The 25838-nt window shown below is 45.0% G+C and carries 25 protein-coding genes; 18 read left to right on the top strand and 7 right to left on the bottom strand.

Annotation, left to right across the window (positions count from 1 at the left end; genetic code table 11):
• Positions 1 to 7: 7 nt before the first annotated feature.
• Complete coding sequence (natK, locus tag M1D65_RS01565; protein WP_088325262.1) at positions 8 to 964, bottom strand: two-component system sensor histidine kinase NatK; 957 nt, start codon at positions 962 to 964, stop codon at positions 8 to 10.
• Between the two features lie 12 nt (positions 965 to 976).
• Positions 977 to 1678 carry a two-component system response regulator NatR gene (gene natR, locus M1D65_RS01570; protein WP_116316155.1) on the bottom strand — a complete coding sequence of 234 codons (702 nt, stop codon included), beginning with the start codon at positions 1676 to 1678 and terminating at the stop codon, positions 977 to 979.
• A gap of 143 nt (positions 1679 to 1821) precedes the next feature.
• On the opposite strand from natR, the gene natA reads away from it, so the two are divergent.
• The 3 genes from natA to M1D65_RS01585 all read left to right on the top strand — a co-directional run bounded on the left by natA (position 1822) and on the right by M1D65_RS01585 (position 4791).
• On the top strand, positions 1822 to 2562 hold the full coding sequence (gene natA / locus M1D65_RS01575; RefSeq protein ID WP_015252894.1) for a sodium ABC transporter ATP-binding protein NatA: 741 nt from the start codon (positions 1822 to 1824) through the stop codon (positions 2560 to 2562).
• Positions 2563 to 3723: a sodium ABC transporter permease NatB gene (gene natB, locus M1D65_RS01580; protein ID WP_072173729.1), complete on the top strand. Its 1161-nt coding sequence runs from the start codon at positions 2563 to 2565 to the stop codon at positions 3721 to 3723. It abuts the gene before it with no gap.
• Positions 3724 to 3858: 135 nt separating this feature from the next.
• A complete protein-coding gene (locus M1D65_RS01585) occupies positions 3859 to 4791 on the top strand; it encodes an aldo/keto reductase (RefSeq protein WP_456270736.1) in 933 nt (310 codons plus the stop codon).
• Positions 4792 to 4830: 39 nt separating this feature from the next.
• On the opposite strand, the gene M1D65_RS01590 is transcribed toward M1D65_RS01585, so the two are convergent.
• Positions 4831 to 5895 (bottom strand): DUF4352 domain-containing protein, encoded by a 1065-nt coding sequence (locus tag M1D65_RS01590; RefSeq protein WP_003234750.1) that lies wholly within the window; start codon positions 5893 to 5895, stop codon positions 4831 to 4833.
• Positions 5896 to 6048 (bottom strand): hypothetical protein, encoded by a 153-nt coding sequence (locus tag M1D65_RS01595; RefSeq protein ID WP_021481864.1) that lies wholly within the window; start codon positions 6046 to 6048, stop codon positions 5896 to 5898. It lies immediately after the preceding gene.
• 173 nt (positions 6049 to 6221) lie between these two features.
• Here M1D65_RS01595 and M1D65_RS01600 point away from each other — a divergent pair, with 173 nt between their 5' ends.
• Together M1D65_RS01600 and M1D65_RS01605 are read left to right on the top strand one after the other, a co-directional pair.
• Positions 6222 to 7637, top strand: a complete 1416-nt coding sequence (locus M1D65_RS01600; protein ID WP_456270737.1) for a YcdB/YcdC domain-containing protein — start codon at positions 6222 to 6224, stop codon at positions 7635 to 7637.
• A gap of 186 nt (positions 7638 to 7823) precedes the next feature.
• On the top strand, positions 7824 to 9185 hold the full coding sequence (locus tag M1D65_RS01605; RefSeq protein WP_456270738.1) for a YcdB/YcdC domain-containing protein: 1362 nt from the start codon (positions 7824 to 7826) through the stop codon (positions 9183 to 9185).
• Positions 9186 to 9192: 7 nt separating this feature from the next.
• Here M1D65_RS01605 and cwlK read toward each other — a convergent pair whose 3' ends face one another.
• The gene (cwlK, locus tag M1D65_RS01610; RefSeq protein ID WP_021481861.1) at positions 9193 to 9696 is read right to left on the bottom strand and encodes a peptidoglycan L-alanyl-D-glutamate endopeptidase CwlK; all 504 of its coding nucleotides are present in this window, start codon (positions 9694 to 9696) and stop codon (positions 9193 to 9195) included.
• Between the two features lie 122 nt (positions 9697 to 9818).
• Between cwlK and rapJ the strand changes: the two genes are divergently transcribed.
• From rapJ to znuB, 6 genes are all read left to right on the top strand, one after another.
• Positions 9819 to 10940, top strand: a complete 1122-nt coding sequence (gene rapJ / locus M1D65_RS01615) for a response regulator aspartate phosphatase RapJ (RefSeq protein WP_003234740.1) — start codon at positions 9819 to 9821, stop codon at positions 10938 to 10940.
• A 107-nt stretch (positions 10941 to 11047) separates the two neighbouring features.
• Positions 11048 to 11824: an SDR family oxidoreductase gene (locus M1D65_RS01620; RefSeq protein ID WP_003234739.1), complete on the top strand. Its 777-nt coding sequence runs from the start codon at positions 11048 to 11050 to the stop codon at positions 11822 to 11824.
• 24 nt (positions 11825 to 11848) lie between these two features.
• Complete coding sequence (locus M1D65_RS01625; protein ID WP_456270739.1) at positions 11849 to 13534, top strand: alpha-glucosidase; 1686 nt, start codon at positions 11849 to 11851, stop codon at positions 13532 to 13534.
• Between the two features lie 187 nt (positions 13535 to 13721).
• On the top strand, positions 13722 to 14681 hold the full coding sequence (locus M1D65_RS01630) for a metal ABC transporter substrate-binding protein (protein WP_003234733.1): 960 nt from the start codon (positions 13722 to 13724) through the stop codon (positions 14679 to 14681).
• Positions 14682 to 14735: 54 nt separating this feature from the next.
• Positions 14736 to 15431, top strand: a complete 696-nt coding sequence (znuC, locus tag M1D65_RS01635; protein WP_014475714.1) for a zinc ABC transporter ATP-binding protein ZnuC — start codon at positions 14736 to 14738, stop codon at positions 15429 to 15431.
• On the top strand, positions 15389 to 16231 hold the full coding sequence (gene znuB / locus M1D65_RS01640) for a zinc ABC transporter permease ZnuB (protein ID WP_003246340.1): 843 nt from the start codon (positions 15389 to 15391) through the stop codon (positions 16229 to 16231). The genes znuC and znuB overlap by 43 nt, the downstream gene beginning before the upstream one ends.
• 37 nt (positions 16232 to 16268) lie before the next feature.
• Here the strand turns inward: znuB and M1D65_RS01645 are convergent, their stop codons facing one another.
• Positions 16269 to 17264, bottom strand: coding sequence for an LLM class flavin-dependent oxidoreductase (locus M1D65_RS01645; protein ID WP_456270740.1), 996 nt, complete (start codon positions 17262 to 17264; stop codon positions 16269 to 16271).
• Positions 17265 to 17547: 283 nt separating this feature from the next.
• Here M1D65_RS01645 and M1D65_RS01650 point away from each other — a divergent pair, with 283 nt between their 5' ends.
• From M1D65_RS01650 to niaP, 7 genes are all read left to right on the top strand, one after another.
• Positions 17548 to 18147, top strand: a complete 600-nt coding sequence (locus tag M1D65_RS01650) for a TerD family protein (protein WP_003234725.1) — start codon at positions 17548 to 17550, stop codon at positions 18145 to 18147.
• Positions 18148 to 18168: 21 nt separating this feature from the next.
• Entirely contained in the window at positions 18169 to 18750 is a 582-nt protein-coding gene (locus tag M1D65_RS01655; protein WP_003234723.1) for a TerD family protein, read from the top strand.
• Positions 18751 to 18784: 34 nt separating this feature from the next.
• Entirely contained in the window at positions 18785 to 19363 is a 579-nt protein-coding gene (locus M1D65_RS01660; RefSeq protein WP_003241242.1) for a TerD family protein, read from the top strand.
• 51 nt (positions 19364 to 19414) lie between these two features.
• Complete coding sequence (locus M1D65_RS01665) at positions 19415 to 20188, top strand: TerC family protein (protein ID WP_003246458.1); 774 nt, start codon at positions 19415 to 19417, stop codon at positions 20186 to 20188.
• Positions 20189 to 20271: 83 nt separating this feature from the next.
• Positions 20272 to 21885 (top strand): YceG family protein, encoded by a 1614-nt coding sequence (locus tag M1D65_RS01670; protein ID WP_456270864.1) that lies wholly within the window; start codon positions 20272 to 20274, stop codon positions 21883 to 21885.
• A gap of 15 nt (positions 21886 to 21900) precedes the next feature.
• Positions 21901 to 22992 carry a toxic anion resistance protein gene (locus M1D65_RS01675; RefSeq protein ID WP_003234715.1) on the top strand — a complete coding sequence of 364 codons (1092 nt, stop codon included), beginning with the start codon at positions 21901 to 21903 and terminating at the stop codon, positions 22990 to 22992.
• A 121-nt stretch (positions 22993 to 23113) separates the two neighbouring features.
• A complete protein-coding gene (niaP, locus tag M1D65_RS01680) occupies positions 23114 to 24316 on the top strand; it encodes a niacin permease NiaP (protein ID WP_015715206.1) in 1203 nt (400 codons plus the stop codon).
• Between the two features lie 286 nt (positions 24317 to 24602).
• Here the strand turns inward: niaP and M1D65_RS01685 are convergent, their stop codons facing one another.
• A complete protein-coding gene (locus M1D65_RS01685; protein ID WP_456270741.1) occupies positions 24603 to 25775 on the bottom strand; it encodes an MFS transporter in 1173 nt (390 codons plus the stop codon).
• Positions 25776 to 25838: the final 63 nt, after the last annotated feature.

Consider the following 25838-nt stretch of genomic DNA (forward strand, 5'->3'; position numbering starts at 1 on the left):
GGTTTTTTTATTTCTGAAACGGAATTTTGATTTCTAACCGGAAGATGGGGTGGCGGTAGGTAAAATCCAGCCTGCCAAAAGCGCTCTTCACCAGTTTTTGAATGATATATGTGCCCATGCCTTCATGAGCGCCGTTTTTCGTTGAGCGGCCAAACGATTGATAGATTGTATCGAGCACTTTTGGGTCCATCCCGGGAGTGCTGTTTTCACAAGTCAGTACATAAAGTCCGCTGCGCAGTGAAGTCTCCAGTTTAATCTCTGCTTTTTCTCGGGCCTCCGCCGCGCTGTCGAGCGCATTTTCTAATATGTTGCCGACCAAGCTGACCTGATCAGCAGGCGAAAACGGAAGGGAAGAAAGCGGTGTATGAATATGCAGCGAAACACTCACATTCGAGGCGCGGGCTTTTTCTAAAAAATCATAAAGCACCCCTGCAACGTACGCGTTCTCTCCCTTCAAAAATCGGTCATATTGACTGTATTGATCCGCCCAGTTTTGAATATATGCTTGTGTATCTGCCTTGGGCTGAGCTGATTTGATTGCAGTGATATGTTTCATTGTGTCATGATTCCGGCTTCTCACATCAATCAGCATTTGATTGGCGTGCTGTTCAGCTTGAGTCAGCTTATCAATTTGATCAGAAAGCCTTGCCTGCAAAGCAGACTGTCCGATACGGAGCCCTTCACACCCTGCAAATATTACGATTACACATAATGCCTGCATGATGTCTGTGCCGATCAGCACCACTCCCGCCGACATCACTTGAATCACGGCAATCCATGCACAAAGCCCTGAGGAACAGTGTTTCCACACCCGATTCGTATTCCAAATGTACAATCCTGCAGCAGCTGCGCCTAAAACAGCGGTGAGCCAAGAGGCGGCTGTGCTGTGTGAAAAAGCAGCAGCTCCCTGATAACATATGAAACTAAATAAAACCAGATAAAGACATTGAAAAAGGGTAATCACGTTCTGAACTCCTCAAAAGTAGTAGTTTTGAAAATAATCAAGCTGCTGCTTGGTGATCATCGCTTTTTTAGACGTTCCCTCAAAGGAAACTGTGAATGAATGCTTGGTATAAGCGGAAAAATGCTTTATGTAATGAATGTTGATAATAAAGGAACGATGCGAACGAAGAAAATCTTTTTCGGGCAGGTCGCCTTTAATATCATTTAATGTTTGATACGTTTGCACCTCTTCGGCGGTTGTCACAATCGTCGTCGAACGTCCCGTCCGTTCTGCGAAAATAATATCCTTCTTTTGCAGGACGTGCATTTCAGACTTTTGCTTTATCAATATACGCCCATTCAAACTCGTTTCCGTTTTCTTTTTCAAGTACCGGTCGAAGGAAGCGGCCAGACGGTCGGCATAGTACGGCTTCATAATATAATCATGGACGTTCAGGTCAAAGGCGTGAACCGCATAACCGCCGTGGCCGGTAACAAAAATCACATCCACATCAAGTGAATGGGATTTGATCAAATCAGCAAGCTCGTAGCCAGATATATGGGGCATCTCGATATCGGCAAGCAGCAGATCAATGTCTCCATTCTTTACCCGCCTGTAGGCTTCCTCCGCTGAATCGGTGGAAAAGACAATTTCGACGTCCTGCATTCTTGACACGATCGCTTCCAGCTTCTCTAAATCTACTCGATAATCATCTACAAGTCCGACTTTTACCATTATCATTCCCCTAGTTACATAGAATCATCTTTATTCTATCCCATTTCGCGACATAAAAAGAACTCTTCGCGACAACTTTATCCAACTAATCCAGCTTTTCTTATATAGTCATTACTAGAAATAAAGATAAGGGAGATTGTGACATGATTACACTGACCGATTGCAGCCGCAGGTTTCAGGATAAGAAAAAAGTAGTCAAAGCGGTGCGAGATGTAAGCTTAACAATTGAAAAAGGAGAAGTCGTCGGCATTCTCGGAGAAAACGGTGCCGGCAAAACAACGATGCTGAGAATGATTGCTTCCTTGCTTGAACCATCACAGGGTGTAATCACAGTAGACGGCTTTGACACGGTCAAGCAGCCGGCTGAAGTCAAAAAAAGAATCGGTGTCTTATTCGGAGGAGAAACCGGGCTTTACGACAGGATGACCGCTAAAGAAAATCTCCAATACTTCGGCAGGCTGTATGGGCTGAACCGCCACGAGATCAAAGCAAGAATAGAAGATTTATCGAAAAGGTTCGGCATGCGCGATTATATGAACCGGAGAGTGGGCGGGTTTTCGAAAGGCATGAGGCAGAAAGTCGCCATTGCCAGAGCGCTGATTCACGATCCGGACATCATTTTATTTGATGAGCCGACAACTGGGCTTGATATTACGTCAAGCAACATCTTCCGCGAATTTATACAGCAGCTGAAAAGAGAACAAAAAACGATTCTTTTCTCCAGCCACATTATGGAGGAAGTGCAGGCGCTCTGTGACAGTGTCATCATGATTCACAGCGGAGAGGTGATTTACCGGGGGGCGCTTGAATCACTATACGAGAGCGAGCGCAGTGAGGATTTGAATTACATCTTTATGTCTAAGCTTGTCAGGGGGATTTCTTAAATGCTGAGCCATATTTATAAAAAAGAAATGATCGACGCTTTGCGCGACAGAAAAACGATTTTACTCACAATCTTAGTGCCGATGATTATGATGCTTGGACTTGTCTTCTTTTATGAAAGCATGCTGTCCGACAAAGGGGAGCAGTACACGCTGGCTGTCGGCCATTCGCTTCCGCCCGCACTGGAAAGCAAGCTTAATGAGATTGACGAAATCAGCGTAAAAACATTTGCAAAGCCTGAAGAGGCAGTTGATGAAGGAAAAGCAGATGCCTATCTGAACGTCCCGAAAGAGTTCGACTCATATGTCAACAGCATGACACCTTTTAAGATTGATGTTTACGGCAATTCAATCGATCAAGGGTCGTCAAATGCCATGCAGCTTGTGCAGTCTGCCTTAGATCAGTACAAAAATGAAATTGTGCAGCAACGTTTAACAAATAAGCATATTGATCAATCGGTGATCCAGCCGTTTACGATTCAGCAAAAGGAAGCGGATGAGGAGAAAGGGACTTCCGCTATTATGCTTTCCGCCATTCTGCCCATGCTGATTCTGACTTCCATTGTTTCCGGCGCAATGCCGATCGCTCTTGATATCATGGCCGGTGAAAAGGACCGGAAGTCAATCGAGGCGCTGCTATTAACGCCAGTCAGCAGAAACAAAGTGCTGGTCGGCAAGTGGCTTGCGGTTTCCACTTTTGCCGTGGCTTCAGGTGTATTGGCTTTGGTGTTTTTGATTTTGTCCACCGTGTTATTTACCGAAAATTTAAAAACGGCCTTCCAGCTGGGAGATCATATGTGGAGTGTAATCGGCGCTTCAGCCTTAATCATTGTGCTCTCTGCATTGCTGATATCTGCGATGGAGCTTTTCATCAGCATCATGTCCAGCTCGGTAAAAGAAGCGCAAAGTTATATGTCTCTCGTCGTCTTTCTGCCTGTGTTCCCGATGTTTTTCATCTTCAGCAAGGCACCGAACCAATTTGACTTATCATACTTTCTCATCCCGTTTCTGAACCTGCATGCGTTATTTAAACAGCTTTTATTCGGGATGGTTGACCCGGCTGCCATTTTGTCTACGTCAGGAACCATCGCCGTGCTCATCGCCATCTTCTTTTTACTAGCCAGAGCCTGCTTCCTGAAAGACAAATGGGTTCTTCCAAAATAAACTTGCGAAAGGAGAAATACACTTTCTCCTTTTTGTATATCCTGAAAAAAGAAGGAAAATAGAAAAAGGATATCTAATACAAAAAGTGACCCTGCACTATTTTTCATCAAAATTGGTTTCAAAGGAGAAGGAACAATGGATCAAACACGTACACTCGGCAAAACGAAGCTGAAGGTGAAGCGGATCGGATTCGGCGCGAATGCGGTCGGCGGGCATAATCTATTTCCAAATCTAAATGATGAAACAGGGAAGGATTTAGTGCGCACGGCATTGGATGGCGGCGTCAACTTTATCGATACCGCCTTTATATATGGATTGGGGCGATCTGAAGAATTAATAGGCGAAGTCGTACAGGAACGCGGCGTACGGAATGAGCTCATCATCGCCACCAAAGGAGCTCATAAAGAAGTGAACGGCAGCATTGAATTAGACAATAGCCGGGAGTTTCTTCGCAGCGAGGTGGAGAAGAGCCTGAAGCGGCTGAAAACAGATTACATTGATTTGTATTATGTTCACTTTCCGGATGGAAAAACACCTCTCGCTGAAGTGGCGGGCACTTTGAAAGAGCTGAAGGATGAGGGGAAAATCAAAGCGATCGGCGCTTCGAACCTCGATTATCAGCAATTGCAGGATTTTAATGCTGACGGCTATTTGGAGGTCTTCCAGGCCGAATATTCTCTCATACAGCGTGATGCCGAGAAAGAGCTTCTTCCATACTGTGAAAAACAAGGCATCTCCTTTATTCCTTACTTTCCGCTTGCGTCCGGACTGCTGACAGGAAAATTCACGCAAGACACAGTCTTTGATGATTTCAGAAAGGATAAACCTCAATTTCAGGGTGAAACGTTTATCCACAATCTCAAAAAAGTAAATAAGCTGAAAGCAGTAGCGGAGGAAAAACAAGCGGATACGGCACATGTCGCCTTGGCGTGGCTGTTAACGAGACCGGCGATTGATGTCATTATTCCAGGAGCTAAACGACCTGAGCAATTACAGGATAACCTGAAAACCCTGAACATTGAACTCACCAAAGATGAAGTGAATTTCATCAGCGACATTTTCAAATAAAAAAGGAAATAGCCTCCGAGGCTATTTCCTTTTGGTGTTTTATTCTTTGATGAATGCTTCGACTAATTCTGCTGCTCTGTAATCATCCATATCAAGCTGCCATTGGTCGATGTCATTTTTCTTCATTTTTACTTCGACTGTTTTTTCAGATGAAGCAGGTCCAAGCTTTTTAAATTCCTCAGGGTAGACTTGAAGCGCGTATTTCACTGCCTCTTCATAGCTGGCACTAGAGTTTTTACTGTAGTAGTCTTTCACTTTGTCTTCGATACGGTCTGAAAGAGAAGATGCATCTACAGGTTTAACTGTGGCTTCAACAATTGCTTCGTCTTTAGAGATTGAAGTCGTTTTTGCTTGAATGGAAGAGTTTTTGCTTAATCCCTCTTTAATGCCGTTCACGATATTATCAAGCGCTTTGCTGTCCGCATATGTGCTGGAAAGGCCGGAAGCTGAGAGATAACCGTCTTTGGCTGATTCATTAAAATCATTTACAATTTCATTTTTGTTAGCGCCGGTGATTTTTTCGAAATCGGCGTTATCTTTGCCGAAAAGAAGGACATCAACATAAGCTGATAACGCTTTTGCAGAATCTTGGAGCTTATCTGCCGTCGCCAGAATTTTTTTGTCTTTTCCGTCAATTTTAAAAGTAACTGATTTTGGCTTTTTATCACCGTAAGATTCCGGCGTATAGTTGAGCTCGTATTGCTTGCCTTTATCTACAACGAAGAAAAGATTTCCTTCAACGGATTTGTCAGCGTTAATCGTGCTGCCTTGAAGCTTTTCGCTATAGTCTTCAGGGTCTGTGTCAGACATTTTGGTATCACCTTGATACAATGTGAAATCCATACTGTCTACATTCAGCGGGTCTTTTCCTGTGTTTTTCACCGCGACATTGACTTTTAACACAAGCTGGTCATCTGAAGTGGACTTATCATATTTAGACGGAAGTGTGTAAGAGACATCCTTGATTTTGACTTGAGCTATATCTGAGCTTTTTTCTGTTTCTGATTCTTTCTTCTCCGCGCTTGTTTTGCTGCCGGAACAAGCAGCTGTAAACATCATCAGCAGAAGAATTAGGAAAACAGCGTACGTTTTTTTCTGAAACATTCATTTTTCCTCCTCAAATGGTTTAGGAAAGGGAGTCTTTTGTCTTTGAGAAATGGATCTTTTTGAATGGATTAGCATCATATAACCAAAAAAATCAGTTCTTTTCTCACGGTTTTCACCGGATTTTCTGGAAACTCCGCCCTCCTTTGTCATGAATGGACCTATAAAAAGTTACAACGGAATTAATTTTAAGATTATTAGCTTTTATATTGAATAGGTTCATCATCCTATTTTTGGTGAAAAATGTTCTGGTAAAACTGGTAAACTCAGAAAACTGTGTATTTTAGACTATTACTTTTTAATTAGTTGGAGGGAACTTAAGAAGGATGAAAGGGGCTGCCTTTGTGAAGAAAGAGGGACTGAAACAAAAAGCACTGGAAATCGGCCGGGTGCCGACACACTTAAAACTGGAAATTGAAGATTATGGCGGTGATGACAAAAGAGTCTGTTTTTGTTGGACAGATCCTCAGGATGAGAATATCGGCATTATCGTGGAACTTGGACCGGACGGGGAGCTGGAATCCCTTTCCCGTGATATTGAGCCTGAAAGCGGAGAAAGGCTGTCTGAGGAGAAACTAGAGGATATCATACGCCAATTTGTCGAGACTCATCATCCGGGGGCACTCTCTGCCTTTGTTCGTGAAGAAAATGACCGTGCATACGGCGATAAAGTGAGATTTTCATATGTTCAAATGGAGGCTGGGCTTCCTCTCCCCATGAGCGGATTTATGGCTGATGTTTCCTTATCAGGTGAGATCGTTTACTTCCGCTATTACGGCGAAGCGGGCAGCATCATCAAGCCAAAGAGGGTCGCGGATGTTGAAGAGGCACTTGCCTTTATCAAGAAGGACGTGGAGTTCGACCTTTTGTTTGAGGTTCTCCATCGTTCTGCTTACAAAAACGGAGATGATCAGCCGCATTTGGTGTATGAGCCTGAATGTAGGGCGATTACCGTACCTGCGGATTTGGTTCAAGAAGAACAAGGAGGGGTTGATGATGATTACAGGGAGCCGGAGAGCTTTCCTCTCCCTTTATTCGAGGGCATCCACGAAAAGGCCGATCCTGACAGCATGATTGGTATTGAAAATGGGTTTGTCAAAGAGCGGGAAGCGGATTTGGGAGATGGGAGAATCGGAATCGTTTGGCGGAATCCGGATGACCCTGTGTATCAGCCGGCGGATAAAAGCATGGACAGCTGGTTTAAGGGACGGACTCATCAAGTGCTGAAAACCATCTATAACAAAGAAACCGGAAAACTCGAAGGCGTCATGTCATTTATGGAGGAAAAAGGGCCGCTGACAGTAACTTTGGCAGAGTGCGAAAAAATCGCGCTTCGCTTTCTGTTTGCTTTATTTCCGAATGCCGATCAATATTTTAGGATCAGATACGATGAAAAGGATGAAGAAGAAAACGCAGTCGCTGGTTTTACATTTGAAGCGCATTGTCACGGGGTTCCGATCCGATTTGGGCAGATCAAAATTTGTGTCAGCCGCCAGACAGGGTATATCACCGTTTATATGGGACCGGATATTGACCCAAATAAGCTGGCAACCATTGATCCTGTGCCGGCTATTTCAGTTGAACAAGCCAAGTCTATCTTTTGGCAGCATTTTAAAGTTGAGCTTGGCTGGGAAAGAGAGTACGGGGATGATGAAGAACACAGCTACCGGCTCGTCTATAAGCCGGTGTATCCGCGTTTTATCGATGCACATACAGGAGAGCCTGTCTTCAGCATATGGTGAAACAGCCAAAAGTCATGCAATTGCCTCAGATATAGAAGAGAGTATGTGATGAAAGTAACAGAAAGAATCTCGAAAAACAATGACAATAATAGAAAAGGACCTTTCTTCACTTTAAAAGAAGAAAGGTCTTTTTATATAATAAACAGGATTCTCTTTGTCGTAGACTCTTTGAAAGGGATGACTTCATTGGTTAATAAACAGCTGAAAAAGAAGGCGCAGGAGATCGGAAATGTACCGACGCATTATGAGCTTGAGATAGAAGATTACGACCAAAAGCAAAAGAAGAACGGGCAGGCATATTTTATCTGGAAGGACCCTAAAGATCCGGAAAAGCACATTACAGTTGAACTTAGAAATGACGGCGCTTTGCTCACCTTTTCAACAACTGTCCGCTCCGAGACAGACAAACAACTTCCAGATGCCGAGCTGAAGCTGACGGCTCTTCAGTTTGCCGCTGCCAATCATCCCGGTACATTTATGAATTTTCATTTTCAAGGCAAGGAAGAACGGGGGCAGCACATCCGGTTTGTCTATACCAAAATGGAGCTGGGGCTTCCGATTCCCAATTCAGGTTTTTTAATTGATATGACACGAAGCGGTCAGATTGTCCACTTTCTATATTACGGGGAAGGGTATAAAGCCGAAGTTCCGACGGAATTTGTAGCAAAAGAGAAGGTTGTGTCCCATTACTTAAACACAATGTCTTTTGAGCTGATGTACGATGTCATTGATGGCGAACAGGAACCAAGGCTTGTTTATGAACCGATTCTCCCGGGATACAGCTATCCCGCAGATGTAGACGAAATTGTGCCCGACCAGCATATCGCAGATGAAAGAATAGAAAACACGGCGCCACTGCCGCCGCTTCAGAACAAGGAAGAAGTTGATATATTTGCCTTGCTGGGTTTTACCTCTGATATGCAGAAAGTCAGTGAAAGAGACTTTGGAGAACAAATTGGAAGCACATGGCGCAGGGGCGCTGCGCCGGAGCGTAAGGATTTAAGCATAGTAAGCTATTTTGAAACGAGAAATAAAAACACAATCAAAATGAAGACGGATAAAAGAACCGGAAAATTAAAAGCAGCGCTTTCTTTTATGGAGCGGCAGAACAACCGCCAATGCTCCACGGAAGAATGCCAAGAGATAGCGCTTCAATTTTTGTATGCCCTCTATCCGAGAGCGGCTGAGTTTTTCAGGGTGAATCCCGTCCGAATTGATGAAAGAGGGAGAGTCCGCAACCATTTTTCTGTCTGGTATAAAGGAGTGCCGCTGCGGTTCGGCGCTGCCCGCATCATTGTCAATCCGGAAACTGGGTTGATTGACGCTTTTATGGCGCCTGATATTGAACCTGAACAATTGGAAGCGATAAATCACAGGCCGGATGTTTCCGCTGAAGAAGCGAGAGAAGCATTTTTAGCCGCTTTTGATGTGAAGCTGGAATGGCAGCCCGATTTTACAGCAGGCAGTGACCAGCACTGCAAACTTGTCTATAAGCCGGTTTACCCTTCCTATATTGATGCGCACATAAGGAAAAAGAAAAGGCTGTGAGGGGTGTCTAGTTAGGAATCATCTCCAAGTGGGGGTAGTCCTTGAATCGTTTCCAATCCCCGCCCCATTCGAAACCGAGTGTCTTAGCGATCTCGACAACCTCCAGCCAATCTGATTTTTCGTTTTGATTGCCGTCATATTCCATATCCCATATGATGCTTCCATCCTTTTTTTGAAGGGCGAAATCAATCGCTAAACCATAGTTATGATACGATTCCCCTCCTCTTGCATAGGTGACAATATTCCCTTTTTTTGTACGTCCCTGTTTATATAATTCATCTTGTTCCTTAAAGGACCTGAATCCTTCAGTAATGACGACGTTAATGCCTTTATTCGCTGCAGCGGCTTTGAGTGCATCGGCATTCTGCTTCACAATCGGATGAAGATCCGAGGGGACAGGCATGTCCTGCAAGGCGTTTTGAGAATGCCATTCATGCCGAATATAACTAAAACAAAGATCTAGAAGAAATAGAATACATAAGATAACAAATGTTTTTGCTGGTAACTTCATATCGGTCTCACTTTCTCAAGATGTGCTGAATGTTAACGCTTTTAAGTGATTGACTCTCTCTAAAAGCGAACAGCTATGATAAAATATAACATAAATAGTAGCAGGAGGAAGGAGGCAGACCGATGAGAGCAAAGATTCCATCAGAAGAAGTAGCAGTAAAGCTGAATGAATGGTACAAGCTCATTCGCGCATTTGAAGCAGATCAAGCAGAAGCGTTAAAGCAGGAGATTGAATACGATTTAGAAGATATGGAAGAGAACCAGGACTTGCTTTTATATTTTTCTTTGATGGAATTCCGGCATCGAATCATGCTTGATAAGCTGATGCCGGTGAAAGACAGCGACACCAAGCCTCCGTTCTCTGATATGCTGAACGAAATTGAAAGCAATCAGCAAAAACTCACGGGCTTATTGGAATATTACTTTTATTATTTCAGAGGAATGTACGAATTCAAGCAGAAAAATTTCATATTAGCGATTGACCATTATAAACATGCCGAGGAAAAGCTCGAGTATGTCGAGGATGAGATCGAAAAAGCTGAGTTTCTTTTTAAAGTCGCAGAAGTGTATTATCACATTAAACAAACGTATTTTTCCATGAATTATGCGAGCCAGGCGCTTGATATCTATACGAAATATGAACTGTACGGTCGCCGCCGGGTTCAGTGTGAATTTATCATCGCCGGAAATTTGACCGATGTGTATCATCATGAAAAAGCACTGACCCACTTGTGCAGCGCTTTAGATCATGCCAGGCAGCTTGAAGAAGCGTACATGATCGCCGCTGCCTATTATAATGTCGGACACTGTAAGTACAGTCTGGGTGATTACAAAGAAGCGGAGGGCTATTTCAAAACAGCCGCCGCCATTTTTGAGGAGCACAACTTTCAGCAAGCTGTTCAAGCTGTATTTTCACTGACCCATATCTACTGTAAAGAGGGAAAATACGACAAAGCAGTAGAGGCGTATGACCGCGGGATAAAGAGCGCGGCTGAATGGGAGGATGACATGTACTTGACGAAATTCCGCCTCATTCATGAGCTGTATCTTGGAAACGGTGACCTGAACGTGCTTACAGAATGCTTTGACCTGCTGGAATCCAGGCAGCTTCTTGCAGACGCCGAAGATCTGCTGCATGATACAGCGGAACGTTTCAATCAGCTGGAACATTACGAGTCCGCCGCTTTCTTTTACCGCAGGCTGATGAATATTAAAAAGAAGCTTGCCGAGCAGCGTTTTCAATAGGAAATGGCAGAGAACTACAGATTCTCTGCTTTTTTTGTGCTGTTTTCAACTCGGAAAAACAGGGTATTTTCCACTGCATAGTGAGAAATCAGAGGAGGACATCAAGTATGTACAAAGATTTAACCGGAAAAACAGCGATTGTGACAGGGTCTTCAAAAGGAATCGGGAAAGCCATTGCGGAACGGTTCGGACAGGAGAAAATGAATGTTGTTGTAAACTACCACAGCGACCCGTCTGGAGCCGATGAAACCTTGGAAATCATTAAGCAGAACGGGGGGAAAGCCGTCGCAGTTGAGGCGGACGTGTCAAAAGAAGAGGGGATTCAGGCGCTCTTGGACACAGCATTAGAGCATTTCGGCACGCTCGATGTAATGGTAAACAACTCCGGTTTTAACGGCGTTGAGGCGATGCCGCATGAGATGAGTCTTGAAGATTGGCAGAGAGTGATTGATGTCAATGTTACCGGAACCTTTCTGGGAGCGAAAGCAGCACTTAACCACATGATGAAAAACAATATCAAGGGCAATGTGCTGAATATCTCAAGTGTTCATCAGCAGATTCCGCGCCCTGTCAACGTTCAGTATTCCACATCCAAAGGCGGCATCAAGATGATGACGGAAACGCTGGCGCTCAATTATGCGGATAAGGGAATCCGCGTCAATGCGATAGCACCCGGCACCATTGCCACAGAATCAAATGTTGATACGAAAAAGGAAGAGAGCAGGCAAAAACAATTGAAAAAAATCCCGATGAAGGCCTTCGGAAAGCCTGAAGAAGTGGCGGCAGCAGCAGCTTGGCTCGTATCTGAGGAAGCAAGCTATGTGACCGGCGCAACACTTTTCGTCGACGGCGGAATGACACTTTATCCATCTCAGCTTGAATAGAAGACAAAACAGGGGGATTGCGGGATGAAAACGGACTGGTGGAAGGATGCAGTGGTGTACCAAATTTACCCGAGAAGCTTTCAGGACAGCAATGGAGACGGAATTGGGGACTTGCGGGGGATTATTTCCCGTCTTGACTACATAAAGGAACTCGGGGCAGATGTGATTTGGATTTGCCCGATCTATCCTTCTCCGAATGTTGATTACGGCTATGATGTGACAAACCATAAGGCGATTATGGATTCTTACGGAACAATGGACGATTTTCACGAGCTGCTGGACCAGGTGCATCAGCGGGGATTAAAGCTGGTGATGGACTTTGTGTTAAATCACACCTCGGTCGAGCATCCGTGGTTTAAAGAAGCGGAGCTGTACAAAAACAGCAAATACCGCAGCTATTATTATTGGCGTCCCGGCACAAAGAACGGCCCGCCGACAGACTGGCTGTCAGACTATGGCTGCCCGGTCTGGCAATACGAGGAGCACACCGGAGAATACTATCTCCATATGAATGCCGTCAAACAAGCTGATTTAAACTGGGAAAATCCCGAAGTTCGCCAGGCGGTGTATGACATGATGAAATTTTGGCTCGATAAAGGGGTCGACGGTTTGCGAATTGATCAGCTCCATCTCATTTCTAAGAAAGAATATCTTCCTTCGTATGAGGACTATATCAATCAGCAGGCAGAGCCGAAGCCCTTTCAGCCAAATGGCGAACGAATCCATGACTATTTAAAAGAAATGACAGATGAAGTGTTTTCCCAATATGATGTCATGTCTGTCGGAGAGGTCGGCAGTGTCACACCGGAAGAAGGCCTGAAATATACGGGAACAGATAAGCATGAGCTGAATATGATTTTTCACTTTCAGCATATGGAGCTTGATCAGCAGCCCGGAAAAGAACATTGGGATTTGAAGCCCCTTGAGCTTTCTGATTTAAAATCGGTTTTGACAAAATGGCAAAAGAAGCTTGAGCATCAAGGCTGGAATACATTGTTTTGGTGCAACCACGACCAGCCCCGGATTGTGTCCAGATTCGGAGACGATGGGGAATACCGCAAAGCATCAGCGAAAATGCTGGCAGCCGTACTTTATTTTATGAACGGCACGCCGTATATTTATCAGGGAGAAGAAATCGGGATGACAAACGCGCCGTTTACCCGGATTGAAGACTACAAAGATATCCAAACGATCAATATGTATCATAAACGGGTGTTTGAAAAAGGCTATGATCCAAATGATGTGATGAGATCGATCTTAGCCAAAAGCCGGGATCACGCCCGGACCCCGATGCAGTGGAACAGCGGCAAAAATGCCGGATTTACTGACGGCACGCCTTGGCTGAAGGTCAATCCGAACTTCACCGCAATCAATGTGGAGGAAGCGCAGGGAGATCCTGATTCTGTCTTAAACTATTACAAAAAGCTGATCAGCCTGAGAAAGCAGTACGCTGACCTCATGAAAGGGAGCTTTGATCTTTTGCTTCTGGACGATCCGCAGTTGTTTGTATACATGAGAGAAAACAGTAAACAGCAGCTTTTGTCGGTCAATAATTTTTCAAAAGAGCAGGCTGTTTTTCAGTGGCCTAAGAACTGCGGCAAAGCTCAGGTCTCTCTGCTTCTCAGCAATTATAACAACGATGATCTTGCTGACGAAATGGTGTTCCGGCCTTATGAGAGCAGGGTCTATCTTCTGGACAAAACAAACTAATGATTGAAGTAGCCCGGCATTTTTAGCCGGGTTTTTTTTGTACATATATTCGCTCTGCAGGCGGGAAGAATAAATGAAAATGAAATTTATTCTTGCAAAACGTAATGACTTCGGTTTATTATGATATAGGATTACAAAATCGTTATCATTTTGATTTAAAGTTACTGAAAAAGAGGGGATATACGATATGTTTAAAAAATGGAGCGGTTTGTTTGTGATTGCAGCGTGCTTTTTATTAGTTGCAGCATGCGGTAACTCATCAACAAAAGGGTCGGCGGATTCAAAGGGTGATAAACTGCACGTTGTCACAACGTTCTACCCGATGTATGAATTCACAAAACAAATTGTAAAAGACAAAGGCGATGTGGATCTGTTAATCCCATCTTCCGTTGAACCGCATGATTGGGAACCGACGCCGAAAGACATTGCCAACATTCAGGATGCTGATTTGTTCGTTTATAATAGTGAATACATGGAGACATGGGTTCCGTCAGCTGAAAAAAGCATGGGCCAAGGCCATGCCGTTTTCGTTAATGCAAGCAAAGGCATTGATTTAATGGAAGGCTCTGAAGAAGAACACGAAGAGCATGATCATGGGGAGCATGAGCACAGTCATGCAATGGACCCTCACGTATGGCTTAGCCCTGTTCTGGCCCAGAAGGAAGTTAAAAATATTACGGCGCAAATCGTGAAGCAGGACCCGGATAACAAAGAATACTATGAGAAAAATAGTAAAGAATATATTGCAAAACTGCAGGATCTTGATAAACTATATCGTACAACCGCAAAAAAAGCGGAGAAAAAAGAATTTATCACGCAGCATACAGCTTTTGGCTATCTGGCAAAAGAATACGGCTTGAAGCAGGTTCCGATTGCAGGGCTTTCACCTGACCAAGAACCGAGCGCAGCCAGCTTGGCAAAGCTGAAAACATATGCCAAAGAACATAATGTAAAAGTCATTTACTTTGAAGAAATTGCATCCTCAAAGGTCGCAGATACGCTCGCCAGTGAAATCGGCGCGAAGACAGAAGTGCTGAATACACTGGAAGGCTTGAGCAAAGAAGAACAGGATAAAGGTTTAGGGTATATCGACATTATGAAACAAAACCTCGATGCCCTGAAAGATTCACTATTGGTTAAATCATAAGATAGTGTGCGCCGGAGGGTGCACACTATTTCTTTGTGAGAAAGGAAGATTAACATGAATCTCGTCTCATTGAAAGATATCGTTTTCGGCTATTCCCATACGCCTGTTTTAGATAAAGTATCACTTGATATTGAAAGCGGTGAGTTCGTCGGCATCACTGGACCAAACGGCGCCTCTAAATCGACGCTCATAAAGGTAATGCTCGGCATGCTGAAACCGTGGGAAGGCACAGTGACGATCAGTAAAAGGAATACAGAAGGGAAACGCCTGACCATAGGGTACGTCCCGCAGCAAATTTCTTCATTTAATGCCGGCTTTCCGAGCACGGTGCTGGAGCTTGTTCAGTCAGGCCGCTATACAAAAGGGAAATGGTTTAAACGTTTAAATGAAGAAGATCATCTTGAAGTAGAAAAAGCACTGAAAATGGTGGAAATGTGGGAGCTCCGCCATCGTAAAATCGGTGATTTATCAGGCGGACAGAAACAGAAAATCTGTATCGCCAGAATGCTCGCCAGCAACCCGGATCTGCTGATGCTGGACGAACCGACGACAGCTGTTGATTACGACAGCAGAAAAGGATTTTACGAATTTATGCATCACCTCGTGAAAAATCACAATCGCACAGTTGTGATGGTTACTCACGAACAAAACGAAGTACAGCAATTTTTAGATAAAGTGATTCGATTAGAGAGAGGAGAAAAAGGCGGATGGAAATGTTTGACTTGGAATTCATGCGACGAGCTTTTCTAGCAGGCGGCATGATCGCCGTCATGGCTCCGATACTAGGAGTGTATCTCGTTCTCAGAAGACAGGCCTTAATGGCTGACACACTTTCACATATCTCATTGTCAGGTGTTGCCATCGGCTTTTTTCTCAGCACCAATATAACCGCAGCAAGCATAGTCGTCGTGACCATCGGCGCGATCGGAATTGAATACATGCGGCGGGCGTATCGGACTTATTCAGAAGTGTCCATTGCCATCTTAATGGCAGCTGGTTTGTCCTTCGCGATGTTTTTAATCAGCCTTTCCAAAGGCACAGCCAATATGAGCATCGATCAATACCTATTTGGATCGCTTGTGACAGTAAACCAGCAGCAGGTCTATATTATCAGTATTATCACACTGCTGATCCTGCTTTATTTTATCGTACTGAGAAGGCCGCTCTACCTGCTGACGTTTGATGAAGCAACAGCCAAAACATCGGGAATCAATACAAACGTTCTCTCGTTGTCATTCAGTATTGTCACAGGCCTTGCGATTTCAGTCATTATTCCGATCATCGGGGTCCTTCTTGTATCGGCCCTGCTCGTATTGCCGGCAGCATTCGCCATCAGAATTGCAAAAGGCTTTAACATGGTTTTCATTACAGCCATACTCATTTCATTATTCAGCGTATTTACGGGACTGACATCATCCTATCAGCTCGGGACGCCGCCAGGTCCGTCTATTACCCTGCTATTGATCGTTTTGCTATTAATCGGATTTGCAGTTCAGGGAGTTTGGACGTTTATCAAAAAAGAAGCTCAGCGCAAAAAAAGAAGCCGATAACATGAAAAGCAGTTTTCCCTAGGGAAAACTGCTTTTTTTATAGAAACAATCCGGCAAGGCGCTCATAAGATTCCTTTTTCGCCTCAAAATCAAACACATTGCACAGAACCATGATTTCATTTGTTTCGTAGCGGCCTGTGAGGTCTAACAGCTGTTGTTTGACAGTGGTTGGAGAACCGATCACCATCCGCTTTCTGTTTTCTTCTATGAGTTTTTTATCGGACGATGTATAGAGATGGGCTTTCGCTTCCTCGATGCTTGGCACGCGGCTGTCCAAGCCTTTTCCGACGCGAAGAAGCCACAAATCCTGGCTTAATGCGAGTTCTTCTGCCTCTTCATCTGTTTTTGCGCAAATGACAAAAATCGTAAACAGTGCGGATGGATTCGAAAAATGGGCTGAGGGCCGAAAGCTTTCCCGGTAGATGCGGAATGCATTTTCTCCTCGCTCGGGATTAATGAAATGCCCAAATACATATCCAATCCCATGGTGCGCCGCGCGTCTTGCGCTGTTTTCACCAAGACCGAGCACCCATAGCTCGGGTGCCGTACCAATAAGGGGCGCCGCTTTGATTCCGGCATACGGATGGTCGGGAGGAAGGGAATCTGTTAGAAAATAAGAGACATCCTGCAGCTGTCTGTTAAATTCGGTTAAGCTTTTTTTCACCCCGTCCGTTAATGCAAGCCTGGTTTTTGTCGTGCCGCCGGGGGAACGACCGACGCCGAGGTCAATCCGGTTTGGATACAGGGCCTCAAGCTGGCGAAAGGTTTCAGCAACTTTAAATGGGCTGTATTGGGGCAGAAGCACGCCGCCTGATCCGACACGAATGGTGTTTGTCTGTGCTGCGATGCGGGCGATCATGATTTCAGGGGCTGTGCTTGCCAGTCCTTTCGTGCTGTGATGCTCGGCAAACCAATAACGCTTATAGCCCCACTCTTCGCTAAATCGAGCAAGCTCAACCGAATGCTGAAGAGTTGTCACAGGGCTCTCTCCTTTAGAAACAGGTGCCTGATCAAGTATGCTTAAATGAATCAAAAGGCCGCTTCCTTTCTGTCTGTTTTTAGATGGTGACACCAGAATAGGCAAAATGACTTGCCCGCGTCAAATGGTTTGTTTAAGAAGCGCACTTTATAGCATTTGCAAATCATATATCAAATATGGAAGTTTTTTTTCGAGGTTTTTCGTCAATTATTCTTAACTTTTACGAAACTTTGATATAATAACAAACGTATATATTAGTAATTTACGGCTTATTTTCCTTGTGAGCGTAAAAATAAATGTGACTATCTTCACATTTCGATGAGTAGGAGTGAATCGTGTGGCAATTTCTTTAGAAAAAGGTCAACGAATTGATTTAACAAAAGGAAAAGCCGGTCTGTCAAAATTGATGGTCGGTCTCGGCTGGGACCCAGTGTCCTCAGGCGGAGGATTCTTCAGCAAACTGCTTGGCGGAGGCGGTCCGAATATCGACTGTGACGCTTCAGTGCTGATGCTGGAAAACGGAAAATTCACTGATAAGAAAAACCTGATTTATTTCGGCAACCTGAAAAGCCGCTGCGGCGGTGTACAGCATACAGGCGACAACCTGACGGGTGACGGTGCGGGCGATGACGAGCAAATTATGATAGATTTAGATAAAGTGCCTGGAAACATCGATAAGCTTGTATTTGTAGTGAACATTTACGATTGTGTCAGAAGAAAACAAGATTTCGGCATGATTCAAAATGCGTTTATCCGCGTAGTTGATCAATCTAATCACGAGGAAATGCTCAAGTACAATTTGAGAGACAATTACGCCGGCAGAACAAGCCTGATTACAGCAGAAATCTACCGCAGCGGCAGTGAGTGGAAGTTTGCGGCGATTGGTGAAGGCACAAACGATACGAGATTAGAAGATATTATCAGCCGATACGTATAAAAGAAAAGGAGTGGATGAAACATGACAATTTCATTGGCAAAAGGACAAAAAGTAGATTTAACAAAAACAAATCCGGGTCTTTCAAAGGTTGTTGTCGGTTTAGGCTGGGATACGAACAAGTATGACGGCGGGCACGACTTTGATCTTGACTCAAGTGTGTTTCTGTTAGACGCCGCAGGCAAATGCGCGTCACCAAACGACTTTATTTTCTACAACCAGCTTGAAGGCGGCAACGGTTCAGTCGTTCATTCAGGCGACAACCTGACTGGTGCTGGCGAAGGCGACGATGAGAATGTAAAAGTAAATCTCAGCGCTGTACCGGCAAACATTGATAAAATCTCATTTGTTATTACCATTCACGATGCAGAAGCGCGCAGCCAAAACTTTGGACAAGTATCAAACGCGTTTGTCCGCATCGTAAATGAAGAAACAAATGAAGAGCTCATCCGTTACGATCTTGCAGAAGATTTCTCTATTGAAACGGCAATCATTGCAGGGGAGCTTTACAGACATAACGGCGAGTGGAAATTCTCCGCAATCGGCTCAGGCTACCAAGGCGGCCTTGCCCGCATTGCAACAGACTACGGTTTGCAAGTCGGTTAAGACAAATACGAAGAGCAGAAAGGAGAGAGGCAGTATGGCTATTCAATTATCAAAAGGACAGCGCATTGATTTAACAAAAACAAATCCGGGACTGACAAAAGCGGTGATCGGCTTAGGCTGGGATACAAACAAGTACTCCGGCGGACACGATTTTGACCTGGATGCTTCGGCCTTTTTAGTTGATGCGCATGATAACTGCGTAAATGATCTCGATTTCGTCTTCTATAATAACCTTGAACATCCGAGCGGCGGTGTCATCCATACGGGTGACAACCGCACGGGTGAGGGCGACGGAGATGATGAGCAGATTATCGTTGATTTCTCAAAAATCCCGGCTCACATTGAGAAAATCGGCATCACAGTGACCATTCACGACGCTGAAGCACGCAGCCAAAACTTTGGACAAGTTTCCAATGCGTTTGTCCGCGTTGTGGATGAAGAAACGCAGAATGAGCTTCTTCGCTTCGATTTAGGAGAAGACTTCTCCATTGAAACAGCTGTTGTCGTTTGTGAGCTTTACAGACACGGCGGCGAGTGGAAATTCAATGCGATCGGCAGCGGATTTTCCGGCGGGCTGGCTGCATTGTGCCGGAATTACGGTTTGCAAGTGTAAGCGAGTGACAAATAGAGAAGTCACCGTTTCAAATTAATAGGAGGAAAAAACTTGGACTTTTTACATCATATTTTGTCTACGTATGCTTCATTTTTCGATTGGAAAATGTGGGGGGAAGTTCTGACTGATCCTGTTTCTTGGGGTTTGATCGGTTCCCTTGTTGTTCTGGAAGGCCTTTTATCGGCCGATAACGCGCTTGTTCTTGCGGTCATGGTTAAACACCTGCCGGAAAAACAGCGGAAAAAAGCGTTAACGTATGGTTTGTTTGGAGCTTATATTTTCAGGTTTATTTTCATCGGGCTCGGTATGCTTCTCATTAAATTCTGGTGGATCAAGGTGCTTGGCGCGCTTTACCTGGCTTGGCTCGTCATTAAGCACTTCTGGATAGGCGAAAAAGAAGAGGAAGCGGACGGCATGAAGAAAAACTCTTGGATGGTCCGCACGTTCGGGATCTTCTGGGCGACTGTCATTTCAGTAGAATTAATGGATCTTGCCTTCTCTGTGGACAGCATCCTAGCCGCGTTTGCAGTATCTGAAAAAGTATGGGTGCTTCTGATCGGCGGTATGCTTGGTATTTTAATGATGCGTACAGTGGCAAAAGTGTTCCTTGTGCTGATTGATAAAATTCCTGAGCTGGAAAACACAGCATTCGTGTTAATCGGCATTATCGCGCTGAAAATGGCGGGGAGCGCTTTCCATTACGAAATGCCGCACTCTGTATTCTTCATTATCATTATCGCTGCATTTGCGGTAACATTGATCATTCACTACATCAATAAACAAAAGCAGGTGCGCGAACAAACAGCCGCTTCAAAAGAAGAATAAAACAAAACAAGGAGGGAGGTTCAATGTCCTTCCTTTTTTGTTACCGAAATATCGTTCAATGACAAACCGGAAAGGAGGATATGATGAGACAAGAAGAACTAACCATTCATAAAGCACTTCCGGCTGATGGCGATTGGAAAAGCCTGCTGTTTCAGCCATTGCCGGAGCGGGATCACTATGAAACTGCAGAAGGCCTTTCTTTTTCCCGTCTTGCCGGTCAGATATTGGGCACGCCTATTGATGAGACGGACTACTATAACGAGCTATATGAGCTGTCTGTAAACGACCGCATAACGATTTTGAGTGAAACGCTCGATAAAACAATCGAACCGGAAACATTTCAAAAGCTTCAGCATATTCATTCCATCAATCAGAAAGAAAAAGGGCTGTCAGTCAGCCGCTTTGTAGCCTTTCTGGACGGGGAAAAGCTGATTGCGAAGCACTCAAATCCCCTGATGCACCGCCATTTAAGAAAAGCGCTGATGACGCTTTTACAGACCTTTGCGGACAGTCATGAAAAGGGGCTGAATCATCCTGATTTTCGCAGAGTGCTGCTTGATGTCTCGAAGTTTTCCTTAAACCATCTGAATCCTTGGCTGGAAAAAACCGATATAGAGCGGGAGATGCCGAAGGTTGTTTGGTATGGAGATGCGACGAAAAGCCAGCTCTATTTCTTATATTATCTGATGCTAGTCGGCTGTGATGTACTACTGTTCCATCCGGCGGGAACGGATCAGCTGGCGCTTGTCGACCCGAAGCAGGAGCTCGGTTTTACGGAAAAGCTCCCGGATGTTTCGGAGCTTCAGCCGTTTCCGAAAGAAAAACCAGACCGGAAATCAACAGTGGCTTACCGCTCAACAAAGGAAATTGAACATGTGCTGAATCACGAGGAATCCATGCTGTATAAGCCGTGGCAGTTCAGAGATCACACACCGGTGTCCGTTACGCTGAAAACGACCTATGATGAATTGTTTTTAATCACGAAAGAACGCGCCTTTATTCGGCCGAATTTCAAAGCTGATAAACATTCCATTGAGATTCCGAATGTATTCGCCAAAATTATGGGCGTGTCGAAAGACAATAAGGAATATTGGAACAGGCTTCATACTCTAGCGGATTATCAGGAAACAGAAATGGTCAGAAGCTTTCCATTTACAGAAGAAATAAAGTCGAACTATCAATTTCACTACAGCCACGCACTTGATCAAGAAGGGAACATTGATCCGGACAAGCTGATGGCAAGCAATGTGTGGCAGTACAAACAGCTGCCGGCAGGCGTTCAGACTGCCATTGCCAAAACGATTTCGAGAATGTGCAGGCACCCGCGGCTTAAGGCTTTGCATCAGGAACAAGTCAAGGATGTTCAAATCTATTTGTTTAAACAAACAACAAACCTGCCTGCTAATCTGCTGAAATTGATTCAAATGTTCGACTATGCGCAAACCGTTCCGAAACTCGTTTTATATCATACGGAAATGAGCGGCGGACTCGCGCGTTCGGATGCTGCCGCCCTGCTGTTCCTGAATGAAATCGGAATCGATATCATCATTTATAATCCGCCCGGACACCAAGATATTGAGCAGTTTATTGAAGAGGACCAGTATGATATCCACTGGCTGGATGACATGGTGTTTCAGCAGGACTACAAAGAGCCTTCGCTTGTGAAAAGGCTCTTCAGAACCATTACCCAAAAATAAGGAGAGAAGAAAAGCATGACAACAGAAAATCAAAATCCGCTTGTTCTCGATAAAAATGAAGAGATTTCCCAGCAAAAAGCTGACGATATCCGTCTTCAGCTCCGTCAGGAACCAGAAGTGAAGCGGCTTGCTCAACAAATTGACGTCAAAAACCAAATGGAGCTGCTTGAGTACGGCAAGGAGCCGGCCGTTGAAATATCCAAGTTCTCTGACCGCATCTTAGGGATGATGAAAACAACAAGCGTGACAGACTCCGGCACAATGCTGACTCAGCTTGGGAAAATCATGGACCGCTTCGACAAAAATGATTTCGATGAGCCAAAGGGATTAATGGCGAAAATTTTCAAACGCGGCGGCAGCATGATTGAAAAAATCTTTAAAAAGTATCAGACGCTTGGCGGAGAGATTGAAAAAATCCACGTTGAGATTTCAAAATACAAAGATGAGATGACGAAGACGAACTACACGCTCGATGAAATGTATGAAAACAATATCAAATACTATATGGAGCTTGAAAAATACGTCGTTGCTGGGCAGATGAAACTGGAAGAGATGCAGTCGATCCTTCCTTCATATGAGGAAAAAGCGGCAAGCGGGAACCAGCTGGCGCAAATGCAGCTCGATACGTTGCGCAACGGCATTCAGGCGCTTGAGGAACGGGTGTATGATCTGGATATGGCACGGATGGTGGCGCTTCAAACTGCACCTCAAATCCGTCTTCTGCAGCGAGGAAATGCAAAGCTGATCGGGAAAATCAACTCCGCGTTTATCATTACCATTCCGATTTTCAAAAACGGCATTATTCAGGCTGTTACGGTAAAGCGGCAAAAGCTTGTGGCTGATTCCATGAGCGAGCTTGACCGCCGGACAAACGAGATGCTGAAACGAAATGCTGAAAACATCTCGAGCCAAAGTGTTGAAATTGCCAGAATGGCCGGCAGACCGAGCATAGATATTGAAACGATCGAATCGTCTTGGAACACGATTGTCAGCGGCATGCAGGAAACAAAACAAATCGAAGAAGAAAACAAGCGCCTCCGCGAAGACGGCGCGAGACGAATTGCACAGCTTCAGGATAATATTAAAAAAGCAGCATTGCAGCAATAATAAAAACCCCGCTTGTGGAACATAAGCGGGGTTTTTCAATTACATCATTTAGTTAATGACAATGTGTAAAGACAGGTGTAAACTTAAACGGTAATCATTTTGCATATCAGAGGTGTTGGCAATGGGAAAACAACAGCCTATATCCCAGCGTAAACTGCTGGGCGTCGCCGGTTTGGGGTGGCTGTTTGATGCAATGGATGTCGGAATATTATCGTTTATTATCGCCGCGCTCCATGTAGAGTGGAATCTGTCGCCCGAAGAAATGAAATGGATCGGAAGCGTCAATTCCATCGGCATGGCTGCGGGTGCGTTTTTGTTTGGTTTGCTTGCTGATCGAATCGGCCGCAAAAAAGTGTTCATCATCACCCTTTTATGCTTTTCCATCGGAAGCGGCATTTCCGCTTTTGTGACGAGCTTATCGGCATTTCTAATCCTTCGTTTCGTGATTGGTATGGGACTTGGCGGCGAGCTTCCAGTCGCTTCAACACTCGTTTCGGAAGCGGTTGTGCCTGAAAAGCGGGGCAGAGTGATTGTGCTTTTGGAAAGCTTTTGGGCCGTTGGCTGGCTCGCAGCGGCCTTGATTTCTTACTTTGTGATACCAAGCTTCGGCTGGCAGGCTGCCCTTCTGTTAACTGCGCTGACTGCTTTTTATGCGCTGTACCTGCGGACGAGTCTGCCTGATTCGCCGAAATATGAATCGCTTTCTGCCAAAAAGAGGTCGGTGTGGGAGAATGTAAAAAGCGTCTGGGCAAGACAGTATATACGGCCGACGGTGATGCTGTCGATCGTTTGGTTCTGTGTGGTGTTTTCTTATTACGGCATGTTCCTATGGCTCCCGAGTGTCATGCTGCTGAAAGGCTTCAGCATGATTCAAAGCTTTGAATATGTCCTGCTGATGACGCTTGCTCAGCTACCTGGCTATTTCTCTGCCGCATGGCTGATTGAAAAAGCGGGCCGGAAGTGGATACTCGTCGTTTACTTGATTGGCACAGCAGGAAGCGCCTATTTCTTCGGAACGGCGGATTCCTTAAGTCTTCTGCTTACGGCTGGAATGCTGTTATCGTTTTTCAATCTCGGTGCATGGGGCGTGTTGTATGCTTATACCCCGGAGCAATACCCGACTGCGATTCGAGCAACAGGTTCAGGAACGACAGCAGCGTTTGGAAGAATCGGCGGCATCTTCGGGCCTTTGCTCGTCGGAACGCTCGCAGCCCGTCATATTTCGTTTTCGGTCATCTTTTCAATCTTTTGCATTGCAATCTTACTCGCGGTTGCTTGTATTTTGATTATGGGGAAAGAAACGAAACAAACTGAGCTAGAATAGGAAAAGCACCTCTTAAAAGAGGTGCTTTCAGCGTGTCGACAAACCCTCGCATTCGTTGTCAGGACTGCGCTTCGGTGCTCAATGCGAAGTGGATCAACGGCTAAATTCTCAGGCGTCCTGCCTAAACGCCGTCGTCATCACATCCTGTGAATGTCCGCTCCTATGCTCGTCCTTCCTAGACTTCAAGGGTTTTCAATCACGCTGAAAAGATGACAAAATCCTAAAATGAAAACCATTTTAGGATTTTGTCAACAATCTGAGGCACCTCTTGAATGAGGTGCTTTTTTTACAATTGCGCCCGGGCTGCGGATTGGCGTTTCCCGGTTTTACTAATTGTCTGGTAGAGCGTCATAGAAAGTATGAACAGAATGGCAGTAAATCCTGTGACAGCTCCGAAATGCTGTGTGCTTTGATATAAAAAACCTGCAATACTTGTACCGACAGTGGTTCCGGCATACATAGCGGCATTGGAAAGGGAAGCGATGGTGCCTCGCGCATTTGGTGCAATGGATTGAAAGACACCCATCATTAACGGAAAGATGATGCCAGCTGTAAAAAACGTGAGAAAAAAGCTGGCTTCTACTAAAAACAAGTTTGGAAAGAACGGAAGAGCGAAATAGAGAGCGCCCATTAGCAGCATCCCGCTGATCAGTGTTTTAAACATGCCCAGCTTTTCTGAAACCCGGCTGCCGATAAGGCTCCCGAGCATATTTCCCAGTCCGAGTACAAGCATAGCTGCGCCAATTTGTGACACGGTTAAATGATAATCCGCGGAAAGCCAAGTACCCAGAAAGCTGAACGATGCGAAGTTTCCGGTTTGAAACAGAAAATAGGCAAGCAGAATAACCGATGTTTTCGGCAATGAAAAAAGCTCCCGATAGGGGTTGACAATTGATGGGCACGCCAATGGTTCAGAAGGCCGGATATCAGGCATGACAACCGCCAGGATCAATAGTAGAATAAGCGAGCACGCTGACAAAACGAAAAATGGCGTATGCCATGTAAAGGAAGCGAGAAACCCTCCAATAGGAAGTCCGAGCATTTGTGAAGCGGCCAAACCTGCTGTCGCAATCCCCATGCCTTTTATGATCTGAGAAGGCCGGACAATGACTGGGATGGATGCCCAAATTTGAGGCGTCACAAACGCAGCGCTAACGCCTGCGGCAAAACGGAACAGGCACATGGCGGCAAAAGAGGGAGCGATGCCGCATAAAAACGTGGATAGGATAAAGCCTGCAAGTCCCCACAGCATGACTGTTTTCCTGTTCAGCCGGTCTGAGATTGGGCCTGCAATGAAAGCGAAGAGCGCATAACCGAGTGCATAAGCGCTGACCATCCAGCCTGACAAATCAGTAGAGACATGAAACTGATTCTGTAAAAGGGGGAGAAGCGGCGAAAGCAAAAAGGTATCCGTGCCAATGACAAACATGACACTGAAGAAAAGCCAAATGCGATTCAAATTTTATCACTCCTATTGTTTTATAACTTTGAAACTATGAAACAGATATGTATAGAGAAAACC

The organism is Bacillus sp. JZ39, from assembly GCF_053903145.1.